Annotated in this window: 16 protein-coding genes; 10 read left to right on the top strand and 6 right to left on the bottom strand. The window is 54.9% G+C overall.

Annotated elements, in window-relative coordinates:
• Positions 1–17 precede the first annotated feature (17 nt).
• Positions 18–269, bottom strand: coding sequence for an accessory factor UbiK family protein (locus tag MIH18_RS09555; protein WP_018402590.1), 252 nt, complete (start codon positions 267–269; stop codon positions 18–20).
• Positions 270–679: 410 nt separating this feature from the next.
• Between MIH18_RS09555 and glnK the strand changes: the two genes are divergently transcribed.
• The 7 genes from glnK (at position 680) to MIH18_RS09590 (ending at position 7,923) form a co-directional block, all read left to right on the top strand.
• On the top strand, positions 680–1,018 hold the full coding sequence (glnK, locus tag MIH18_RS09560) for a P-II family nitrogen regulator (RefSeq protein ID WP_007350272.1): 339 nt from the start codon (positions 680–682) through the stop codon (positions 1,016–1,018).
• 73 nt (positions 1,019–1,091) lie between these two features.
• Complete coding sequence (locus MIH18_RS09565; RefSeq protein WP_249007495.1) at positions 1,092–2,360, top strand: ammonium transporter; 1,269 nt, start codon at positions 1,092–1,094, stop codon at positions 2,358–2,360.
• 169 nt (positions 2,361–2,529) lie between these two features.
• Complete coding sequence (locus MIH18_RS09570) at positions 2,530–3,396, top strand: DUF4123 domain-containing protein (RefSeq protein WP_249012556.1); 867 nt, start codon at positions 2,530–2,532, stop codon at positions 3,394–3,396.
• Entirely contained in the window at positions 3,397–5,328 is a 1,932-nt protein-coding gene (locus tag MIH18_RS09575; protein WP_249014403.1) for an alpha/beta hydrolase, read from the top strand.
• Between the two features lie 100 nt (positions 5,329–5,428).
• Positions 5,429–6,499, top strand: coding sequence for a WD40 repeat domain-containing protein (locus MIH18_RS09580; RefSeq protein WP_249014404.1), 1,071 nt, complete (start codon positions 5,429–5,431; stop codon positions 6,497–6,499).
• Between the two features lie 186 nt (positions 6,500–6,685).
• Entirely contained in the window at positions 6,686–7,285 is a 600-nt protein-coding gene (locus MIH18_RS09585; protein ID WP_249007492.1) for a sigma-70 family RNA polymerase sigma factor, read from the top strand.
• A complete protein-coding gene (locus MIH18_RS09590; RefSeq protein WP_249007491.1) occupies positions 7,282–7,923 on the top strand; it encodes a ChrR family anti-sigma-E factor in 642 nt (213 codons plus the stop codon). Before MIH18_RS09585 ends, MIH18_RS09590 begins: the two co-directional genes overlap by 4 nt.
• 46 nt (positions 7,924–7,969) lie before the next feature.
• Here MIH18_RS09590 and MIH18_RS09595 read toward each other — a convergent pair whose 3' ends face one another.
• The gene (locus tag MIH18_RS09595; protein WP_249008933.1) at positions 7,970–8,701 is read right to left on the bottom strand and encodes an SDR family oxidoreductase; all 732 of its coding nucleotides are present in this window, start codon (positions 8,699–8,701) and stop codon (positions 7,970–7,972) included.
• Positions 8,702–8,901: 200 nt separating this feature from the next.
• Here MIH18_RS09595 and tcdA point away from each other — a divergent pair, with 200 nt between their 5' ends.
• Together tcdA and MIH18_RS09605 are read left to right on the top strand one after the other, a co-directional pair.
• A complete protein-coding gene (gene tcdA / locus MIH18_RS09600) occupies positions 8,902–9,693 on the top strand; it encodes a tRNA cyclic N6-threonylcarbamoyladenosine(37) synthase TcdA (RefSeq protein WP_249007490.1) in 792 nt (263 codons plus the stop codon).
• Between the two features lie 18 nt (positions 9,694–9,711).
• Positions 9,712–11,562 carry a sodium:proton antiporter gene (locus MIH18_RS09605; RefSeq protein ID WP_249014405.1) on the top strand — a complete coding sequence of 617 codons (1,851 nt, stop codon included), beginning with the start codon at positions 9,712–9,714 and terminating at the stop codon, positions 11,560–11,562.
• Positions 11,563–11,566: 4 nt separating this feature from the next.
• Here the strand turns inward: MIH18_RS09605 and MIH18_RS09610 are convergent, their stop codons facing one another.
• Both MIH18_RS09610 and MIH18_RS09615 read right to left on the bottom strand, forming a co-directional pair.
• Positions 11,567–12,547 (bottom strand): NADP-dependent oxidoreductase, encoded by a 981-nt coding sequence (locus MIH18_RS09610; protein WP_249007488.1) that lies wholly within the window; start codon positions 12,545–12,547, stop codon positions 11,567–11,569.
• A gap of 127 nt (positions 12,548–12,674) precedes the next feature.
• Entirely contained in the window at positions 12,675–13,484 is an 810-nt protein-coding gene (locus MIH18_RS09615) for an alpha/beta fold hydrolase (RefSeq protein ID WP_249007487.1), read from the bottom strand.
• A 189-nt stretch (positions 13,485–13,673) separates the two neighbouring features.
• Between MIH18_RS09615 and cls the strand changes: the two genes are divergently transcribed.
• On the top strand, positions 13,674–15,104 hold the full coding sequence (gene cls / locus MIH18_RS09620) for a cardiolipin synthase (RefSeq protein ID WP_249014406.1): 1,431 nt from the start codon (positions 13,674–13,676) through the stop codon (positions 15,102–15,104).
• Positions 15,105–15,125: 21 nt separating this feature from the next.
• Here the strand turns inward: cls and MIH18_RS09625 are convergent, their stop codons facing one another.
• The gene (locus MIH18_RS09625; protein WP_249007485.1) at positions 15,126–15,725 is read right to left on the bottom strand and encodes a hypothetical protein; all 600 of its coding nucleotides are present in this window, start codon (positions 15,723–15,725) and stop codon (positions 15,126–15,128) included.
• A gap of 47 nt (positions 15,726–15,772) precedes the next feature.
• The gene (locus tag MIH18_RS09630) at positions 15,773–18,622 is read right to left on the bottom strand and encodes a transporter substrate-binding domain-containing protein (protein WP_249014407.1); all 2,850 of its coding nucleotides are present in this window, start codon (positions 18,620–18,622) and stop codon (positions 15,773–15,775) included.
• Between the last annotated feature and the right edge of the window lie 33 nt (positions 18,623–18,655).

Genomic DNA, 18,655 nt, shown 5'->3' on the forward strand with positions numbered 1-18,655 from the left:
ATGGTTATTATTTTCCGTCAGCCTTTGGTTGACTGCTCCAGTTCAGTTACGCGGGCTTCCAGGGCTTCCACCATGGCGCGGGTTTTCAACAATACCGCTTGCTGGGCGTCAAACTCTTCGCGAGTAACCAACTCAAGACGCGACAGCACCGAAGCCACACTGGCCCGCGCCTGTGCTTCAAAGTCGTCTTTGGCAGCACGAGCCATATCCGGTACGAATTGACCAAACTGACCCTGCAGTTGGGAAAAAATGTCCTGTGGACCTTTCATGAACACCCCTTATCTGTGTAAACACGCAGAAACACGCTTTGCGGCAGCGGCTTCAAAGATCCTATCCACCGTGGAATCGCTGCTCGGCAGTGTATCACACCGCCGGCCCTGCCATACTGTGACGGCGGAAGCGAATCCACAGAGTAATAAGGATGCAAAGAGTGTAGTGGAACGCGCTATTATGATTCCATAGCGCTCAAAACGCGCCATTTTGGTGCAGGGAAAACCAGTCTGAAACCACTGATTTAATTTTATCCATTTGTTTTTAAACTATTTTTTTGCGTTGGCACATCCGATGCTAAAGCCCCGTACACAATCCGCACAATTGTCGTGCGGGGTAGCCGCATCCCGGTCCCGATCAGCAGCCTTATGGCGCTGCCGGTTGGCACAGTTTTACCAAGGAGAAATCAATGAAACTGATTACAGCAATCATCAAGCCATTCAAATTGGACGACGTGCGTGAAGCCTTGTCCGAGATTGGCGTTCAAGGTGTCACCGTTACCGAAGTTAAAGGCTTCGGACGCCAGAAGGGCCATACCGAACTGTATCGTGGCGCCGAATACGTGGTGGATTTCTTGCCCAAAGTAAAAGTAGAGGTCGCCATTGGCGATGATCTGATGGATCAGGTAATCGAGTCCATAACCAAGGCCGCCAACACCGGAAAAATTGGTGATGGCAAAATCTTTGTGACCGAGTTACAGCAGGCCATCCGGATTCGTACCGGCGAAACGGGCGAGGAAGCGGTCTGAACCCGTTCTGATGCTTTAGCTACCAACGCAAAAAACTTTTTCATTTAATAGAGCCTTGTGCGGAGGGTCTTTTATGGACAGCAATGTCTTTCAGTTACAGTACGCGATTGATACCTTTTATTTTCTGATGTGCGGTGCCTTGGTGATGTGGATGGCCGCCGGGTTTGCCATGCTCGAATCCGGTCTGGTACGCGCCAAGAACACCACCGAAATCCTGACCAAAAACATCGCCTTGTACGCCGTCGCCTGCACCATGTACATGGTGTGCGGCTACGCCATCATGTACGACGGCGCAATCTTGCTTTCGGGCATTGGCCAAACCGATACAGCTTCGGTTTTGACCGATTTCGCCGGCCGCGAAGACGGTTTCGAGGGCGCGGCCATTTACTCCACAGCCGCAGATTTTTTCTTCCAGGTGGTGTTTGTGGCAACAGCCATGTCCATTGTCTCCGGCGCAGTTGCCGAGCGAATGAAACTTTGGGCTTTCCTGGCTTTTGCGGTGGTGATGACCAGCGTGATTTATCCGCTGGAGGGTTCTTGGACCTGGGGTAGCAAAGACGTGTTCGGTCTTTATAACCTCGGTGATTTGGGCTTCAGTGACTTTGCCGGCTCTGGCATTGTGCATTTGGCAGGCGCCGCGGCGGCACTGGCAGGTGTGTTGCTTTTAGGTGCCCGCAAAGGCAAGTACGGCTCGAACGGAGAAATCCGCGCGATTCCCGGCGCCAACCTGCCCCTGGCGGCTTTGGGCACCCTCATTTTGTGGATGGGCTGGTTCGGTTTCAACGGCGGCTCTGTACTCAAACTGGGCGATATCGCCAGCGCCAACTCGGTCGCCGTGGTGTTTTTGAACACCAACGCAGCTGCCGCGGGCGGTGCCATTGCCGCCCTGATTACCGCTCGCATACTGTTTGGCAAAGCCGACCTGACCATGCTGTTGAACGGTGCTATCGCTGGCCTGGTGGTTATTACCGCCGAGCCATCCACACCCACGGCCTTACAGGCAACCCTTTGGGGCGCGCTTGGCGGTATCCTGGTAGTGTTTAGCATTATCGGTCTGGACAAGCTGCGCATTGATGACCCGGTCGGCGCCATTTCAGCCCACGGAGTTTGTGGTCTGCTAGGTCTGCTGCTGGTACCGGTGACCAACGATGGTGCCAGTTTCAGCGGCCAGCTCATAGGCGCTGCAACCATTTTTGGCTGGGTGTTCATGGCTAGCTTGGTAACCTGGGGCATTATCAAGGCGGTCATGGGCTTACGTGTTAGTGAAGAGGAAGAGTACGAGGGCGTGGATATTGCCGAGTGCGGCATGGAAGCCTACCCGGAGTTTGTTAGCAGCAAGTAGCAAAGCTGTGAACAGCAGTGACAAGGGGCGCCCATTTGGGCGCCCCTTCGCATTTTGAGGCATCCATTTTAGAAACCTGACACGTTTCCCGGGTTTAAGCTGATCGAAACTGCCACTTGAGCTAACATATGGCACAGATTCGGCCATCTAAGGATAGATGAAAGCAGCCATGAAGGACGCCACAGCCTTGAGCCATGAGGCTCAAACAACCACGTCGTTTTACCCTCACGCAGACCCCATTAATGCAGGTGCCTGTTGGTATCTCGTTGACCAGGCCAAGCACCCAGATGTTTTGCGCTTACTGTTTGAGCACGACGCCTCACCCATCTACGACTTGCCTTATATTCATACGCAATACCGTGAACAAGCATTTGATGGCCCGTTAATTATTAAGCCCACCACAAGCCAGAGTGAAAAATGGCTGCATAAATGGCTGGCAGAGGCCAAAGCTCTGGCTCTGCAGGGCCCGTTGCTGACATTAGAAGAAATACGCGATCATCTTATAAGCCTGAACACCGTTCGTACCCCTTATGGCGACAGCCTTTTTCGCTACGCAGACACGGCAACGTTTGGCAGCCTTGGTGCCTTACTGTCACACCAACAACGCCTGCGGGTTCTCGGCCCGCTAACCGCAATACATGGCGGCTATGCAGGTGCTAACTGGTCGCTGGAAAAAGACCACCCCCCGGCACATCCGACCGAAGCGAAAGAGCAGAACCCTCTGCCTCTTGAATTGACTCAGCAGAATCTCGCATCCGTAGAAGTGTATCGCCGCAATTTATTGGCAAAAGGTCTGGCAGATAACCACGATCTAGCAGCCCGAACGGTCTCCGACTGGTTCCAGCAACTGATAACACTCGGCGCACCTAATGAGCAGGGTTTGGTAGAAGCAGCCGGGTTGCTAATAAGCCGGGGTTTTACCCGCGCGCTGAGCGAAGCGGACCTTGCAACCCTACGTAAAACGAGGCAAAGAGCCTACTGGTCCAACACGCTGGACGCACTTGCAACATTAACGCATTCACAGGAAGGAACCTGAATGACACTCACTGGCAACCTGCCCTTCTCTCCCAGCACAACGCCTCTCGGCGCCCACGGCGCGCCCGTTTGCAAGCGCGAAACCGCAAACGTACTGTTGAGCCGCTCTGACACCTTGGGGCGACCAAGGGCTTTTATTGATGCCGGCAAAATCGAGGATGAGAGCGGTAGATCATTCACCGCCACGCTGCAAAATGGCACAGAGCATACGCCAGATAATGCAGAGGCTCGCTTCACCAAACTCCTTACGGGCAACGCACAGTGGTACGGGCCTGAGGAACCGAAGGGCGAGCATTTGATCGGGTTTGATACTGTAAGCGAGCAGCTTCGCTTTGCCCCGGGCCATACCCTTAGCGAAGGCGTAGAGCTAACCGTCATCCAGGGCGAGCGCAAAGCCAGAGCGATACACCTACCGCCACCGGTATTTATTAATCTGCGTGAAGAGGCCTCCCCATCTGAAGATTTGCTGACGGACGACCAACTGGATTACTTTCGGGCAAACGGCAACAACGCGCTTATCTTTATGCACGGTTACAACGTTCCTCATGGTGAGTGGGGGCGATTCTTGAAGTACGACGGTAGCCGAGAAGCCTACCACGGTAATGCGCCGTCATTCGCGAAAGCCAATACCTGGCATCCCAATAGAGCCACGGTCTGGCAGGATACGGCAGCACTGTCGGCGAATAGCTCCGTGTCGCTGGAAGACGAAAAGCTGAATGGTGGCGGCGCTCATAATTGGGCTGTTCATATGGAGTACCAGTTGAACCGCGCCGCAGGCTTCGACGGCGAAGACTGGATGCCCTATAGCCGCATCATTAACATTTCCTGGCCGGGGGATACCGGTTCCACCGATTTCATGCAGGCGGAGCTGAACGCCATGGCATCCGGGCGGCGCCTGGCTCCGCTATTGTTGCAGTTGGCAAATGCCGGCATTGCCATCAACCTGCTCTCTCACTCTCTTGGTGCACGGGTAGCGCTCACCGCCCTGAACATTATGGGCATCATCGGAAAACGCGATCTGGTTGACCACCTGTTTCTCTGGCAACCCGCCGTTGCCGACAATGCCCTCACCAACGACAGCAGCCGAGACGTGCATCCTTTGGGGCTGGGCGTGTTTCCTGCCGCCCATAGCGCAGCTCGCAAGATTGTGGTGCTGCATTCCCGTGGCGACGGCATTCTTGGGGCGGATAATAGTGAAGATGAGGCTTGGTGGCGAAAGGCTCTGTCATTCAAGCATCCAGTAGCAACTACCGCATGGGATCTCGCAACCGCCGACGACCCCATGGACGACGTACTCGGTAACTTGCGGGGAGCCTATGATAAAAAATGGTGGACCTTCCCGAGCTTTCTGGACAACGGGTTCGGGCCCGCCATCGAAAAGCTGTACACAGACTACTTACCACTCACGTTCGAGGCGTGGATGACTGCTCACCCCCAGCGATCTTTGGCCACACCCGAAACGCTCAAACAAACCGTTCAGGAAAACTGGACCCGGTTAGAAAAAGACATCCTCACCGAAGCAAACGCTTTATGGCAACCCTGTATAGATTGCCTGCGCAACGGCGAGCGGCCGCCTGACTACACCCTGCTGGCCCCCTTAAACCACCAGGCCAGCGTAAACCCTCAAATGGCCAAAGACTACGTTTTGCGTTTGAAAAAGCTTGCTGCGAATAATTGGGTTCCGGAGCAACAGCCACGACCTGCGTTGGGGTATGTGGGGCTTGATGAGGTGACCCGGAGAGGTGCAGCAGAATTCGATGATTTTATTGATCGATCTCTGACTGACGGAAAGTTTATTCCTGTTGACCAATCAACATGGCTTTTTAGTCACTCTGGGATGCGGATTCCAAGTGAGGAAGTGTTCAATCGCTCTTATGATGCCGCGATTATGCGCCGTGTGGTGAATGAAGGAGGCGGTTTTGGTCACTACTAACATTTGTAAAATGCGCTGGGTTGGCAGCGTACTGGGTATCCTTGTTCTTATTGGGGGCCTGCTTACGTTCAACCTCTTGGGAGTCTGGGCGGGGCCGGTTATGTCAATCGGTGTATCAGAGTCTGGCCGCTATGTCGTCAGTGCCCACAGAGACAACAAGCTCATTCTCTGGGATCTGCAAGAAAAACAATGGAATACGTTGTCCGGTAAAGCCAATCTTTACAGCGCCTATTTTGTGCCGGGTCAAAACGCTTTTTTGTGGCAGGACACAGACAATATCGTTACTGCACAAACGGTTGACGGAGATGTGCTAAAACAATTTCAACACTTTCCGACTTATGGCCACGTTATCAGCAAGGATCTTGAAACCTACTTGTCAGCTGATGAGTACTGGAATGTGTTTTCTGGCTATGGCGAGACAAAGCGTCCTGTTCTCAAAGATGGAGTTGTCCCCAGCTTTATCGGCGCTGGCAAGCTCCTCAACCTCTCTCTGGACCGAAACAACACATTCTTTGTAACAGCCGGGTTCGATGACGACAGCTCAGTAATTGCAAACCATTCACCACTAAAAAGCAGCCAACGGTTTTCAAAATACGGGGGTGTCACACTTTGGAATGCGAACACAAAACAGCCGGTCGCGAAACTGCGCGGAAACTCCTCCAAGACCCACGCTACCATTAGCCCGGATGGACAGTGGGTGGTCAGCGGGGACGAAGCAGGAAACAGCATCACCTGGCACACATCCAATCCTCAACATCGACTACGAGCCGCACGATACAATTCAGGTCTATATATCGACGGTCTTTCTGGCGACCTCCCCGATTCCGACTATTTTGACAAGAGTGGACTTATCGAAGCCCCGCGCGGCGTGCATGACTTCACCATCGCCGTAGCCTTCATCCACAACAGCGAATACTACCTTCGTTTCGGCAACAACAGCCACTTCACCGCCCTGTTCAAAACCGGCAGCCCCTGGCCCGTGAAGTATCTTGATCTCGGCGAGTCACCCAAATTGGTCACCTACGGCAGTCAGTACGACCGCAACACCGCCATCGCCACCTCACCTGAATCGGGTACCCTGGTGATGGGGCATCAATCGACCGGCGGCATCAGTGTGTATCAGTTTGACCCAGAAGAGCTGACGTTGGAGCGGGCTTGGGTGGTGAAATAGCTCGAAACTGCAGCCGTCACCGCCGACCATAACCAACGATTTCTCCGGGTTCTAAGGGGTAAACCACGGCGAATGGTGATCTGGGCGCATCAACTGGGCGTAAATCAATGACTGACAAATCTGGGGCGAGTGCATAGAATGATGACAATACAAAGCTCAAATCATGCAACAGTCAAGGAGCGTCCGGTGACGACACTGGAGCAGAAGCCGGTTAAATCCGAAGGGCGTAACGACCCTTGGAGCAACCTGCTAATAAAAGTAGGAAAAAACCAAGACCGACAGGCTTACCATCAGCTGTTCGAACACTTTGGCCCGCAGATTAAGTACTACGCTATGGCAAATGGCATGGCGAATCACGCTGAGGAATTGGTGCAAGAAGTGTTTGTGTCGATCTGGAGGCGTTCATGTCTTTATGACTGGCGCAAAGCAGCGGCATCGACTTGGATTTTTACCATTGCGAGAAATCAGCGTATTGATATGCTGCGCAAAATGAAACGCATTAGCGCCGAAATTTCGGTAGAAACCGAAGATCTGTGGCAAATTCCCGGTGATAACGAAAACGAGCCCGTTACGTCGCTGCATCGTTTAATGTCGGAGCGTCGAGTACGTGAATCTCTCAGCCTGTTACCGGAAGAACAAACGACTGTTATTGCCAAAGTGTATATGGAAAGCAAGTCTCATCAGATGGTAGCTGACGAACTGCAAATACCCCTGGGAACAGTAAAAAGCCGAGTTCGTCTAGCGCTCAACAAACTGAAAGTGATTTTGCAGGATCAAAACCAATGACACGGCATCACCCCGAAAGTACAAGCCTGATGGAATTCAGCGCGGGTACATTGTCTGACCCTCACGCCTTTTGTATACGGCTGCACCTTGAAAAGTGTGCGCTTTGCCGCAGCCGGGTAGACACCCTGGAAAGCTTGGGTGCAGTGATGTTGGAACAACAACCCCGTACTGAAAGTTCCGAACCGGCTGCCTCGACCTTCGACGCAATTCTTGCGCGTATTGACAGCGATACAGCGCCTGTAAGTGCCCCTCAGAAACGCCAAGACCTTGTAAAGAAATTGCTGGGTTGCGATATCAACGATCTGCCCTGGAAGCGCCAACTGGGCGATGTCAGCATGCTTGACGTAACAGATCGTTTCCCCGGGCAGACAGAGAGGGTGGTATTGCAAAAATTGTCCTCTGGAGGCAAAGCGCTTGCCCACACCCACCGTGGAACCGAGACCACCATTGTTTTGCAGGGTGCATTCTCTGACCAAAACGGTATTTTTAATCAGTGGGATTTTGCAGTGCTTGACCAGAATGACAATCACCGCCCGGTCGCTGTTGGCCACGAAGATTGCATTACGTTGTCGGTGCTTAGTGCACCGCTGAAACTAACGGGTACCTTTACCCGGCTGCTCAATCCGTTCATGAGCTGAGCAAGTTTATGGATTAACCAAGAAAATCACTATCAGCACACTGTTTTTACCAAGGCAGTGTGCTGCCGTCCCACGATAAAAAGCTGCCATTCGCCGATTCGTCAATCTGGTCAATCACTGCCAACAGGTTGGCCGCGGTTTCTAAGGCATCGTGAACCTCCAGGTTAGCCAGCGATTGCGAAAACGGCTCACTCAATGCCGAACGAGTTGTGCCCGGATGCAACGCAATACAAGCCACCGGCGACATGCGCCTGGGCAATTCCACAGACAGCGTTTTTACCAGCATATTTAGTGCTGCTTTGGAGCTACGATAGGCATACCAGCCCCCCAAGCGGTTGTCGCCGATGCCCCCTACCTTGGCGGAAATCGCCACAATGCGCTTTGCGCGTTTGTGCCGTAGCCAAGGCAATAACGCCTGCACCAGCAACCCGAAACCACTGGCGTTTACCGCCATAGCGCGCGCCAGAGAACTGGCCTGCAAATCTTCTAGCCGCTTCTCTGGCTTCATATTCGCTCCGTGTAATATGCCCGCAGCGTAGATGATCATATCCAGCCCTTCTGCTTTTGGCACGATAGCGGCCAGTTCCGCGGCAACTTGACCCAGGGCCTCGGGTTTTTCTGCATCCCAGGCCAGTACCTGATGTGACTCGCGCAGAAACGCTGGCGCTTTTTCCGGCTGACGACAAATGCCAATAATTTCAACATCGGCTCGAGCCCCGAGTTTTTCGGCCAGTGCTGCGCCAATGGCGCCAGACACACCCGCAATCAAAATCCGCATAGTGTTCACCAAGGTCAGTTTAAAAGAATTGTGCACGGCGGTTCGTTGCCATGCAGAGCTAAGCCGTGCTTTACGTAATAAACGTTACGCCTACCGAAACTCAAAGGGTCAACATTCCGCGCCATTGCTTCATTATTTCAGCTTTTTTGTATCTGCCAGCGCTGGGTTACAATAGCAGGCACGAGCCCATTGGAGAGATTATGAACGCCGACGATTACGCCTTCCGCTTTGGCGGCATTGAGCGCCTGTATGGACGTAGTGCGCTTGAGGCCTTTCGCAAGGCCCACATTGCCATTGTCGGCCTTGGCGGTGTGGGGTCTTGGGCGGCAGAAGCTTTGGCTCGCAGCGGTATAGGCACGCTAACGCTGATTGATATGGACGATATCTGTGTATCCAACACCAACCGCCAGCTGCACGCGCTCAATGGCCAATACGGTAAAACCAAAACCGATGCCATGGCCGAGCGTTTGCGGGCCATCAATCCTGCCGCAGATGTCCGCACCCAGTTTGCGTTTATTACTATCGATAACATCCCGCAACGGATAACCGCCGACATCACCGGTGTAATCGATGCGATAGACAGTGTGAAGCCAAAAGCCGCTTTATTAGCTTACTGCCAGCGCAACAAGTTGCCGATTGTATGTGCAGGGGGCGCCGGAGGGCAGATGGACCCAACCCAGATTCGCGTGGCCGATTTAAGCAAAACGACCCAGGACCCGCTACTGGCCAAAGTGCGTAACTTGCTGCGCCGACAGTACGGTTTTTCCCGCAATCCGCAGCGGCGTTTCGGCATTGAAGCCGTATATTCGCTGGAACAGCTGACGTATCCCGCCGCCGACGGTACAACCTGCCTACAAAAACCGGTTAACGCAGGCCCGGTTCGGCTGGATTGCGCCACCGGCTTTGGCGCCGCCAGCCCGGTGACTGCTAGCTTCGGGTTTTTTGCGGCCTCGCGGCTACTTAACAAAATTGCACAACGCGCCCAACCCTAATTCACGGAACCGATTTCTATGCCCGTAAGCACTGTTTTGCTGCTCGCTTCTATCGGTGTGCTATCACTGTTTTGCCAATGGCTGGCCTGGCGCGTACGCATGCCGGCCATACTGTTTTTACTGGCCGGCGGTATTGCGTCGGGCCCGGTGCTGGGCTACTTGAACCCCGAAGATGTGTTTGGCGACCTACTCTTTCCGATGGTGTCACTGGCTGTGGCCATTATCTTGTTTGAAGGTAGCCTGACGCTGCGCTTTGCCGAAATTCGTGGCCACGGCAAAATGGTTCGCAATTTGCTCCCAATTGGCGCGATTGTTACCGGCACCATCGGCGCCTTGTCGGCGCACTATATTCTGGGCATTTCCTGGGAAATCGCTCTGCTGTTTGGAGCCATATCCATTGTCACCGGCCCCACGGTGATAGCCCCTCTGCTGCGTTCGGTAAGGCCAAGTTCAAAACTGGCCAACATTCTTCAATGGGAAGGCATTATTATTGACCCCATTGGCGCCCTGCTGGCAGTACTGGTGTTCGAAGGCATTGTGTCCTGGGGCCAGGGCAACGTGTTTGGTCACTCCCTGTATATTTTCGCCAAAACCATTGCAGTAGGTGCCTTGATTGGCGCCGCAGCGGGCTACCTGAACGGTCAGGTGTTGCGTAAACACTGGATACCCCAATACCTTCACAATGCCGGCACGCTGACCTTCATGCTGGGCGTGTATGCGCTGTCTAACGAACTGGCCCATGAATCCGGCCTGCTGACGGTAACCATCATGGGTTTGTGGATGGCCAACATGAAGCAGGTGCCGGTCGACAGTATTCTGGAGTTCAAGGAATCCCTAAGCGTACTGCTGATTTCCGCGCTGTTTATCATTCTGGCGGCGCGCATCGAATTTTCTGCCATCGCCGATTTGGGCTGGGGCCTGGCTTGGGTATTGGCCATATTGATGCTGATAGCGCGGCCTCTGAGCATTTTTCTATCGGCTATTGGTACCAGTCTGAACTGGCGCGAAAAACTGTTCTTAAGCTGGATAGCACCGCGGGGCATTGTTGCCGCGGCGGTGTCTGCACTGTTCGCCTTCCAACTGCAAAAAGTGGGCTATGAAGGCGCGGGCGCTCTGGTACCGTTGGTTTTCATGTTAATTATTGCCACCGTAACCATTCAGAGCCTGACCGCTCGGCCGCTGGCAAACCTGCTGAATGTAACGGAGCCGGCGGAGTTCGGATTTCTGATTCTGGGGGCTAACCCGGTGGCGCGAATGATTGGCCTCGCTTTAAAGAAACACGAGGTGCCGGTGGTTCTTGCGGACACCAACTGGGAGAACGTGCGCCAGGCGCGAATGGAAAATCTGCAGGTGTACTTTGGTAACCCGGTGTCTGAGCACGCCTCTAATCAGCTGGATTTGACCGGAGTCGGCAACCTGCTGGTCATTTCACCCTACAAACACATGAATTCCCTGGCCACCTATCACTTTCTGGACTGGTTTGGTGACAACAGCGTGTACAGCCTGGCAGAAGGCGATCAGGACCAGAAAGCGCGTCATCAAACAGCCGAAAAAATCCAACAGACACGCGGCCTTTTCAACGGCGTCAGCTACGCCAAGCTGGCCAGCTTGGCAAGCCAAGGCTACTCGGTAAAAACCACCGAGCTAAGCGATGAATTCAGCTATCAAAAATTTTTGGACAAGCACCAGAGCCAGGCCCTGGTACTGTTTAGGTTTGATGGCAAAGGCCGCATTACGCCGGTGAAATCCATGGACAAACTCAAGCCCGATGAAGATTCCACGCTGATCAGCCTCGTTCCGGCCCGCGCACCGAAAGAGCGCAAGGAACGCAAAGACCGTGATAACGCCGAAGTTAACGGCGCAAAATAACCAATCAGTCGCGGCAGTCCAGTACCAGCTTGCCGCGAACGTGGCCGCCTTCGAGCAACTCATGGGCGGCCGCTACCTCTGCCAGTGAAAACACCTTTTCGATATGAACGGTGACATCGCCATCTTCAATCAGCTCGGCGATTTCCTCAAGATGAAACACATCCGGGCGCACCGTCATGCCGTGGGCTCTCAGGCCCATGGCTTCGGCGGCACAAATAATCACATCTGCAGTCACAGTGGGCACCGTTACCAACACACCTTTTTCACCCAGACAGTTTAACGAGCGCCGGCCGGCGTCGCTGCCTACCAGATCCAACACCACATCCAGGCCAAAACATTCCTGAGCCGCGTCGGTGGTCGTGTAATCGATGATTTCGTGCACACCCAGACCGTCAAGAAAATCGTGATTAGCCTTTGAGGCGGTCGCAATAACGTGGGCGCCTTGGGTCAGGGCAAATTGCACCGCTAAGTGCCCGACGCCTCCGGCACCGGCGTGAATCAGAATTTTTTGACCGGCCTGCAGGTCAGCCACCTCGAATAACGCCTGCCAGGCAGTCAGCGCCGCCAACGGCAACGCCCCGGCAGTCACCAAATCCAGATTTTCCGGCACAATGGCCAATTCATCCGCCTGGGCCAGCACATAGCTGGCGTAGCCGCCGCCCGTCAGGGCGAAACCTACCAACCCCATCACCCGGTCCCCCGGTGCCAAAGTGGTCACACTATCGCCGACGCTTACAACTTCACCGGCCAGATCGTAACCCGGTGTCCATGGCAGCAGCTCTTGTTCACTCAGCTGCTTGGCCACAAAACCCAAGCCTTTGCGGGTTTTCCAGTCAATCGGGTTAAGCCCGGCGCCGTGGACCTTGATCAGCACCTGGCCCGCCTGAGGCTCAGGCACTGGAGCATCAACAAGCTGCAAAACATCACGGTCACCAAACTCTTCGTAAACTACTTTTCGCATGCTGGTGTTAACGGTGTCTTCCATGGGGTGCTCCGGCAAAGGGGTCAGTCATCGTTTGGCAGAGATAATAGTGAACTCTGCACATTTCGAGTGTATCAGATAAGGCAGCGTGTCCCTTGATTCAAGACATCACGCTTAGCCTTATATTGACTCAATCGTCGGCGGCAAGAAAGTCCACACACAAGGTGGCAAAGGTGTCCGGTTTTTCGGCGTGAAGCCAATGGCCTGTGCCCTCAATCACCTTTACGCTGGCGTTGGGAAACAGCTGCAAAATGATGTCTTTGTGCTTGCTTTGCAGATACGCCGAATCGGCGCCTTTAATAAACAGCACCGGCCCTTCAAACGGGCCTTCACCTTGCGGAGCATCGGAGAGCTGCGAATAGCAACGCTCGATTGTCGCCAGGTTCAGCAACCAGCGAAAAACCGGCCCGCCTTCAATCGCTTGATCCTTCGGAATCCGTTCCAGGTTTTTCAGCAAAAATTGGCGAACGCCGGCGTCGTCCACAAAGTTTGCCATCTGTCGGTCCGCCTCGGTGCGCGAGCTTACCGCGCTCAAGTCCATGGCTTTAAGCCCTTCAAGAATGGCATCGTGGCGCGGTTTGTAAGCCACCGGCGAAATATCGGCAACAATCACCCGGTCAACTCGATCTGGCGCCAGTAATGCCAGCTGCATCGCCACTTTGCCACCCATGGAATGGCCCAGCACGCAAGCCCGTTCAAGGCCCTGCTTATCCATATAGGCCAGTACGTCCGCCGCCATGGATGGATAGTCCATGGTGTCGGTGTGGGGCGACTGGCCGTGATTGCGCTGATCCAGGGCGTGAATCTGCCAACGGTCTTCCAAACGACGGATTATTCCGCCCAAGTTGTCCAGCGAACCGAACAACCCGTGCAATACGATTAATGGCAAGCGCCCGGATTCATCCGGTCCGGCTTGGCGGGCGTTGAGTTCAACAGTCATCAGAGATTTCCTTACGGCGCTTTTGGCCGTTAGATTAGCACTGGAACAGCCGCATCGACAAAGATCCTGCACTTCTTAGATCGGCTGCACTGTCTACGCAGAACCACAAATGTGGTTGATGACAGGCGCCATGCTATCTTGGCCCATTACAACGCTGCGCTTGCGGTGCACACCGATACAGGAATCTAGATGCCCGAATTCTCATTGATTGCCGTTATTGTTACTCTGGTGTATCTGGCATCTCTGGTGTGCATCTACCGGATTCTAATGACTTATCGCACGGCTCAAGGGGCTTTGGCCTGGGTTATCGCCTTGCTGGCGCTGCCGTGGATTGCTTTGCCGTTGTTCTTACTCATTGGGCGTTCACGCTTTGGTGGGTACATTAAAGCGCGACGCATGGGCGACGAGGCGCTGACCAATCTGCTGAACCGGTTTGAACAGCAAGAAACCTCGTTATGCTCACCAGCGCACGAACATTTCAGCGACGAACTTCAGGTACTCAGCAAGCTGGCTCGCCAGCCGTTTACCGAAGGCAATTACAGCACTTTATTGCGCGACGGCGAAGCGACTTTCGACGCCCTGTTTGACTGCATGGAAAACGCCCAGCACTACATCCTGCTGGAGTTCTACATTGTGCGTTCTGACCGTGTTGGGCAGCGCATAAAGTCCATTCTGGAACGCAAGCTGGCAGAAGGGGTGGAAGTGTGGTTTTTGCACGACAATATCGGCAGCTTTGGCTTGCCTCGCAAATACATCAGGGAGCTGACGCAAGCGGGCGCCCACACCGCCGCCTTTGGCGATGGCAACGTACGCCGCTGGCGCTTTCAAATGAATTTTCGCAATCACCGCAAAATTTTGGTGTGTGATGGCAAAGTAGGCTTTGTTGGCGGTATCAATCTGGCAGACGAGTATCTGGGCGCAGCTATGGACCAAGAACCCTGGCGCGACACCCACTGCCGTATTGAAGGCCCCGCGGTAACCGGGCTACAACTGGCCTGGCTAGAAGACTGGAACTGGGCCAGCGACACCTTTCCAGAGCTGAACTGGGCACCCCATCACAAAACCCCGGGTGACGAGCGAATTCTGATTCTGCCCACCGGACCCGCCGACAGCTGGGAAAGCTGTACTCTGTTTTTTCTCAACTGCATCAACAACGCCCGCGAGCGGGTGTGGATTGCATCACCCTATTTTGTGCCCGATGTTCAGGTGATGAACGCGTTGCAGCTGGCGGCGCTGAGAGGGATAGACGTCAGAATTTTGATTCCGGAAAAATCCGACAGCCGCATCATTGGCCTAGCGGCCTATTCCTATCTGGTACAGGCCTGCCAGGCCGGCATTCAGATTTATCGCTATCAGCCCGGGTTCATGCATCAAAAAGTGATTCTGGTGGACGACCGCTACACCGCTGTCGGCACGGCAAACCTGGACAACCGCTCAATGCGCCTGAATTTTGAAATTACCGCAATCAACACATCAGGCACGTTTGTAGAAGAAGTGGACGCGATGCTGACCGAGGACTTCAAACAGTCCCACTTGATGGACGAGCGCGATTATCGCGACCGTTCCCTGGCGTTTCGAATTACCTGCCGTGCCATACGCCTGGCCGCGCCGCTGCTGTGAAGCCGCTAGCCGATAGCGATTTCAGCGCTGGTTATCGTCACCAGACGGCAGCGGCTCTACGGCCAAGTGCGACGTATCGGGCACGATCGGCGGTGGCAATTCGTCTTTGCTGCCGATATCGCTGCCGGCCGGTGCCAGGGTCCAGGCATCAAGATGATCAAAACTCGGGACCTCTACCGGCACGGACTCAGCTAGGGTTACGCCCGGTGGGTCCAGAGTCAACGCGGACCCCGCCAGCACCGCATCGGTGCGCTCGCCAGCGATAGGTAGGCCACTGGCGCTCGCCTGAGTTATCGCGAAGGGGCTACGGGCGTTGCGCTGCGGTGGCTGGGGAGCAGCGGCGGACTGCGGTGCAAGGTTTGAACGCGCTGGTTGCGCTTGCGCGCCGGCTTGCACAGGTACCATAGCCTGAACGTAAGACCGCATGCCGTGCTTTTGCAGTAAGGCGCGGTATTTTTCGGCCTCGGCCTGGTCGAGCTGGTTGCGAATAACCACCGGCTTGCCGCTGAACATGCGGTCAAGCTGGGTATCATTGGCCTTAAATAATTGCCGCGCATTACTGCGAGCTGCAGCAGGGTCAGTGTCTGCAACACACTCGCCTTTAAACATGAGCTGGAACATATGCTGCTACCTCTGCTATCGAATCAGAATGACGAGTTACCCTGCCCTTAATCCTGGCCCAGCAGACGCGGGAACGACTCTAATGAACTATTCACCGCATCAAGGTTGAATGCCAACACGTCTGCCAACAGCTTTTCGCTATAGCTGGATACCGAGTGCGAACGGTAGCGCTGGCCCCAGGCCACCAGGCGTTCGGCGAAATCGCGCATTTTCTCCGGATCACCGCTTTTGCGCACGCTTTCCCACTCGTCACCAAAATCTTCCGCCAACTGCTGCCGCAACCAACCCCGCTCCTGCATACTCAAAGTCTGCGCCAGTAGGCGCTCACCTTCTTCCGGCTTGCCTTCTTCCTCGACTTCTTCGCCGGTTGAGGCCACGTCAGGAAGAATCAGCTTGAACACTGAACCTTCGTCCAGGGTGCTTTTCAGGGTCAGTTCTCCGCCCATCATTAGCGCCAGTTTACGGCTGATGGCCAACCCCAGGCCAGTGCCGCCGTAGCGCCGCGAGTTCTGGCCTTCCTGCTGCTCGAAGGCATCAAAAATTCGCTCTTGCTGGTCAGTCGCAATACCGATTCCGGTGTCAGTGACAGTAATTTCCAGCCGGTAGCGCGGGTGCTCGGGTTCTCCGGGTTTGGTGCCCGGCGGATAGCTCTGCTTTGGTAAGGGGCTGGCCTTGGCGCGTACCGTCACCCCACCCTCGTGGGTAAATTTTATAGCGTTACCCGCCAGGTTGAAAAGCACCTGGCGCAGGCGTGTTTCGTCCAGCATCAGCGCTGCCGGCATCTTCTTACCCACGCTGACCTCCAGGGTAACGCCTTGGTCCCGGGCACGCAGGTCGAAAATGTGCAACACATCGCCGAGCATCCTGCGTATAGACACCGGCGCATAATCCAGCCGCATTTTGCCCGCTTCAATTCGTGACAAGTCCAGAATGTCGTTAATCAGCATCAGCAATGCGCGGCTACCGGCGCGAATGGCGTCCAGATAATTACGCTGCTGTGGGTCTGTTACCGTATTGCTCAACAAATCGCTGTAGCCGATCACCGCGTTCATCGGGGTCCGAATTTCGTGGGACATGTTGGCCAGAAACTCACTTTTTGTCAGACTAGCGGCTTCCGCTTCCCGCGCCAACCGCTCGGCCTCAAGCTTAGCCGCCCGCAGTTCATCTTCACTGCGCCGCAGCGCGTTTTCCGAGCGGATTCGCTCGTCCACTTCCCGCGACAGTTTGCGATTCCAGTACAAGAATATCAGCACCACCACCACCGCCAGCAGAATCACCCGGCGCACCACGGTGTAATCGGTCGCCTGTTCGATATCCAGGTGAATCCAGCGGTTGTAAATGGATTCGGTTTCCACGCTTTCCATGCTACTCAACGCTTTGTTGAGAATGCGTTGCAAATCAGGATTGTTTTTGCGCACCGCCAATCGCAATTCGTATTCATAGGGCGTCACGCTGGTAATGCGCAGATTGGTTAACCCTAGACGGGTTACGGTGTAACTGACCGCCGGAATGTGCGTTACCATAACGTCCAGATCGCCGTTCGACAGCGCCAGCAAGCCTTCTTCCACGCTGGTCACCGGATAGATATTCAGATTCGGATGATTGATCAACAGGTAATCGTGAGCGGCATGGCGATTCACCACCCCCACTTTTTCCTGGCGTAGTTCACGCAAATCGCCGATGAAACGGCCGTCGTCGCGGATCGCCAGAGCAATAGGTACGGTCAGGTAGGGCCGGGTAAACAGAAAATCCTGTTCTGTGCGGGGAGTGCGTGAAATGCCCGGCAAAATATCCACTTCGCCGGTTTTGAGCTGTTCTTCAGCCTGCAACCGGTCAACCGGCGCGGTGTTCTGAAAGCGCACGCCCAGCTTGGCTTCCAGCCGCGACATCAAATCCGGTACTAGGCCCGCGGGCTTTCCATCCTGCTGAAACTCGAATGGCGGCCAATCTGTGCGGTAGGCCACAACCAAATTGGAGTTGCCCTTGAGCCAGGCCAAATCCCGCGCTGACAGGTCGTTGCCGGGCTTTTCCTGGGGCGGCACTTCCGTGGTCAGCCAGGCTTCCAGCACTTGGCGGTGCTCGTTGCGGTCAATGCGGGCTATGGCGTCGTTGAGCAGTCGCAACAGGGGTGATTCGGCTTCGCTCGCGGGTAGCCGCAACACAACATCAATGGTTTTCTGGTCTGGCAGGACAGCCAGGCTAATGCCATTCACGCGCGCCGATTGCAGATAATCCGATACAACCGGCACCGGCCCCAAAAACCCAACCGCCTGCCCTGACAGCACCACGTTCACCGCCTCGGCAACGTCGGCCACCATAACTGGTTCAAAGTTCTCCACGGGATCAAGCAGCGGGTATTGATTCACATCGTTGCTAATCACCGCCACCCGGCTGTTTTCCAAGTCTGCCAGGTTGCGAATAATGCCGTCACCGGCGCGGGCGAACAAGCCATAAGTTAACGACATCAAGGGCTGGGTATACACAAAATCGGTGGCTGGAGGCGCATCGCTGAAACGGGTCACCAGTGCGGCATCCACGTCACTACCCGGCGGCCGTGGCTCTACCGGCACGCCCAATTTTATCGACAGCTTGGCCAGGTAATCGATATAGATGCCAGCCAGGGAACCGCTCCCGGTATTAAACGCCAGCGGCACCTGCTCCGCCTTAACCGACACGGTCACCCGCTCGTGTTCGGCCAACCAAAGCCGGTCGGCGCTTTCCGGCGCCAGGCCCAGGGGCGGCTGAGCGGCAAGCTGAGGGTCGTTAAACGGGCTGGCGCTGGCAGCCGGGGCTCCGACTACAACCGGAGCACCCAGTATGTTCGCCGGCTCGGCGCGCAGCGGAGTATGAAGCCCGCTTAACAGCCAGCACAAAATTAGAACATGCGCAGCCTTCACTGAGGTTCCTCAAAGGTTTGGTTTGGTTGAGCT

Source organism: Marinobacter sp. M3C (assembly GCF_023311895.1).
Classification (GTDB): Bacteria; Pseudomonadota; Gammaproteobacteria; order Pseudomonadales; family Oleiphilaceae; genus Marinobacter.

What these genes read in the sequence shown, in the direction of transcription:
- cls (WP_249014406.1), top strand. Translation starts at nt 13,674, where the DNA reads ATGCCCGAATTCTCATTGATTGCCGTTATTGTTACTCTGGTGTATCTG.
- MIH18_RS09615 (WP_249007487.1), bottom strand. Translation starts at nt 13,484, where the DNA reads ATGACTGTTGAACTCAACGCCCGCCAAGCCGGACCGGATGAATCCGGG.
- MIH18_RS09595 (WP_249008933.1), bottom strand. Translation starts at nt 8,701, where the DNA reads ATGCGGATTTTGATTGCGGGTGTGTCTGGCGCCATTGGCGCAGCACTG.
- MIH18_RS09590 (WP_249007491.1), top strand. Translation starts at nt 7,282, where the DNA reads ATGACACGGCATCACCCCGAAAGTACAAGCCTGATGGAATTCAGCGCG.
- tcdA (WP_249007490.1), top strand. Translation starts at nt 8,902, where the DNA reads ATGAACGCCGACGATTACGCCTTCCGCTTTGGCGGCATTGAGCGCCTG.
- MIH18_RS09575 (WP_249014403.1), top strand. Translation starts at nt 3,397, where the DNA reads ATGACACTCACTGGCAACCTGCCCTTCTCTCCCAGCACAACGCCTCTC.
- MIH18_RS09625 (WP_249007485.1), bottom strand. Translation starts at nt 15,725, where the DNA reads ATGTTCCAGCTCATGTTTAAAGGCGAGTGTGTTGCAGACACTGACCCT.
- MIH18_RS09610 (WP_249007488.1), bottom strand. Translation starts at nt 12,547, where the DNA reads ATGGAAGACACCGTTAACACCAGCATGCGAAAAGTAGTTTACGAAGAG.
- MIH18_RS09565 (WP_249007495.1), top strand. Translation starts at nt 1,092, where the DNA reads ATGGACAGCAATGTCTTTCAGTTACAGTACGCGATTGATACCTTTTAT.
- glnK (WP_007350272.1), top strand. Translation starts at nt 680, where the DNA reads ATGAAACTGATTACAGCAATCATCAAGCCATTCAAATTGGACGACGTG.
- MIH18_RS09580 (WP_249014404.1), top strand. Translation starts at nt 5,429, where the DNA reads ATGTCAATCGGTGTATCAGAGTCTGGCCGCTATGTCGTCAGTGCCCAC.
- MIH18_RS09605 (WP_249014405.1), top strand. Translation starts at nt 9,712, where the DNA reads ATGCCCGTAAGCACTGTTTTGCTGCTCGCTTCTATCGGTGTGCTATCA.
- MIH18_RS09570 (WP_249012556.1), top strand. Translation starts at nt 2,530, where the DNA reads ATGAAGGACGCCACAGCCTTGAGCCATGAGGCTCAAACAACCACGTCG.
- MIH18_RS09555 (WP_018402590.1), bottom strand. Translation starts at nt 269, where the DNA reads ATGAAAGGTCCACAGGACATTTTTTCCCAACTGCAGGGTCAGTTTGGT.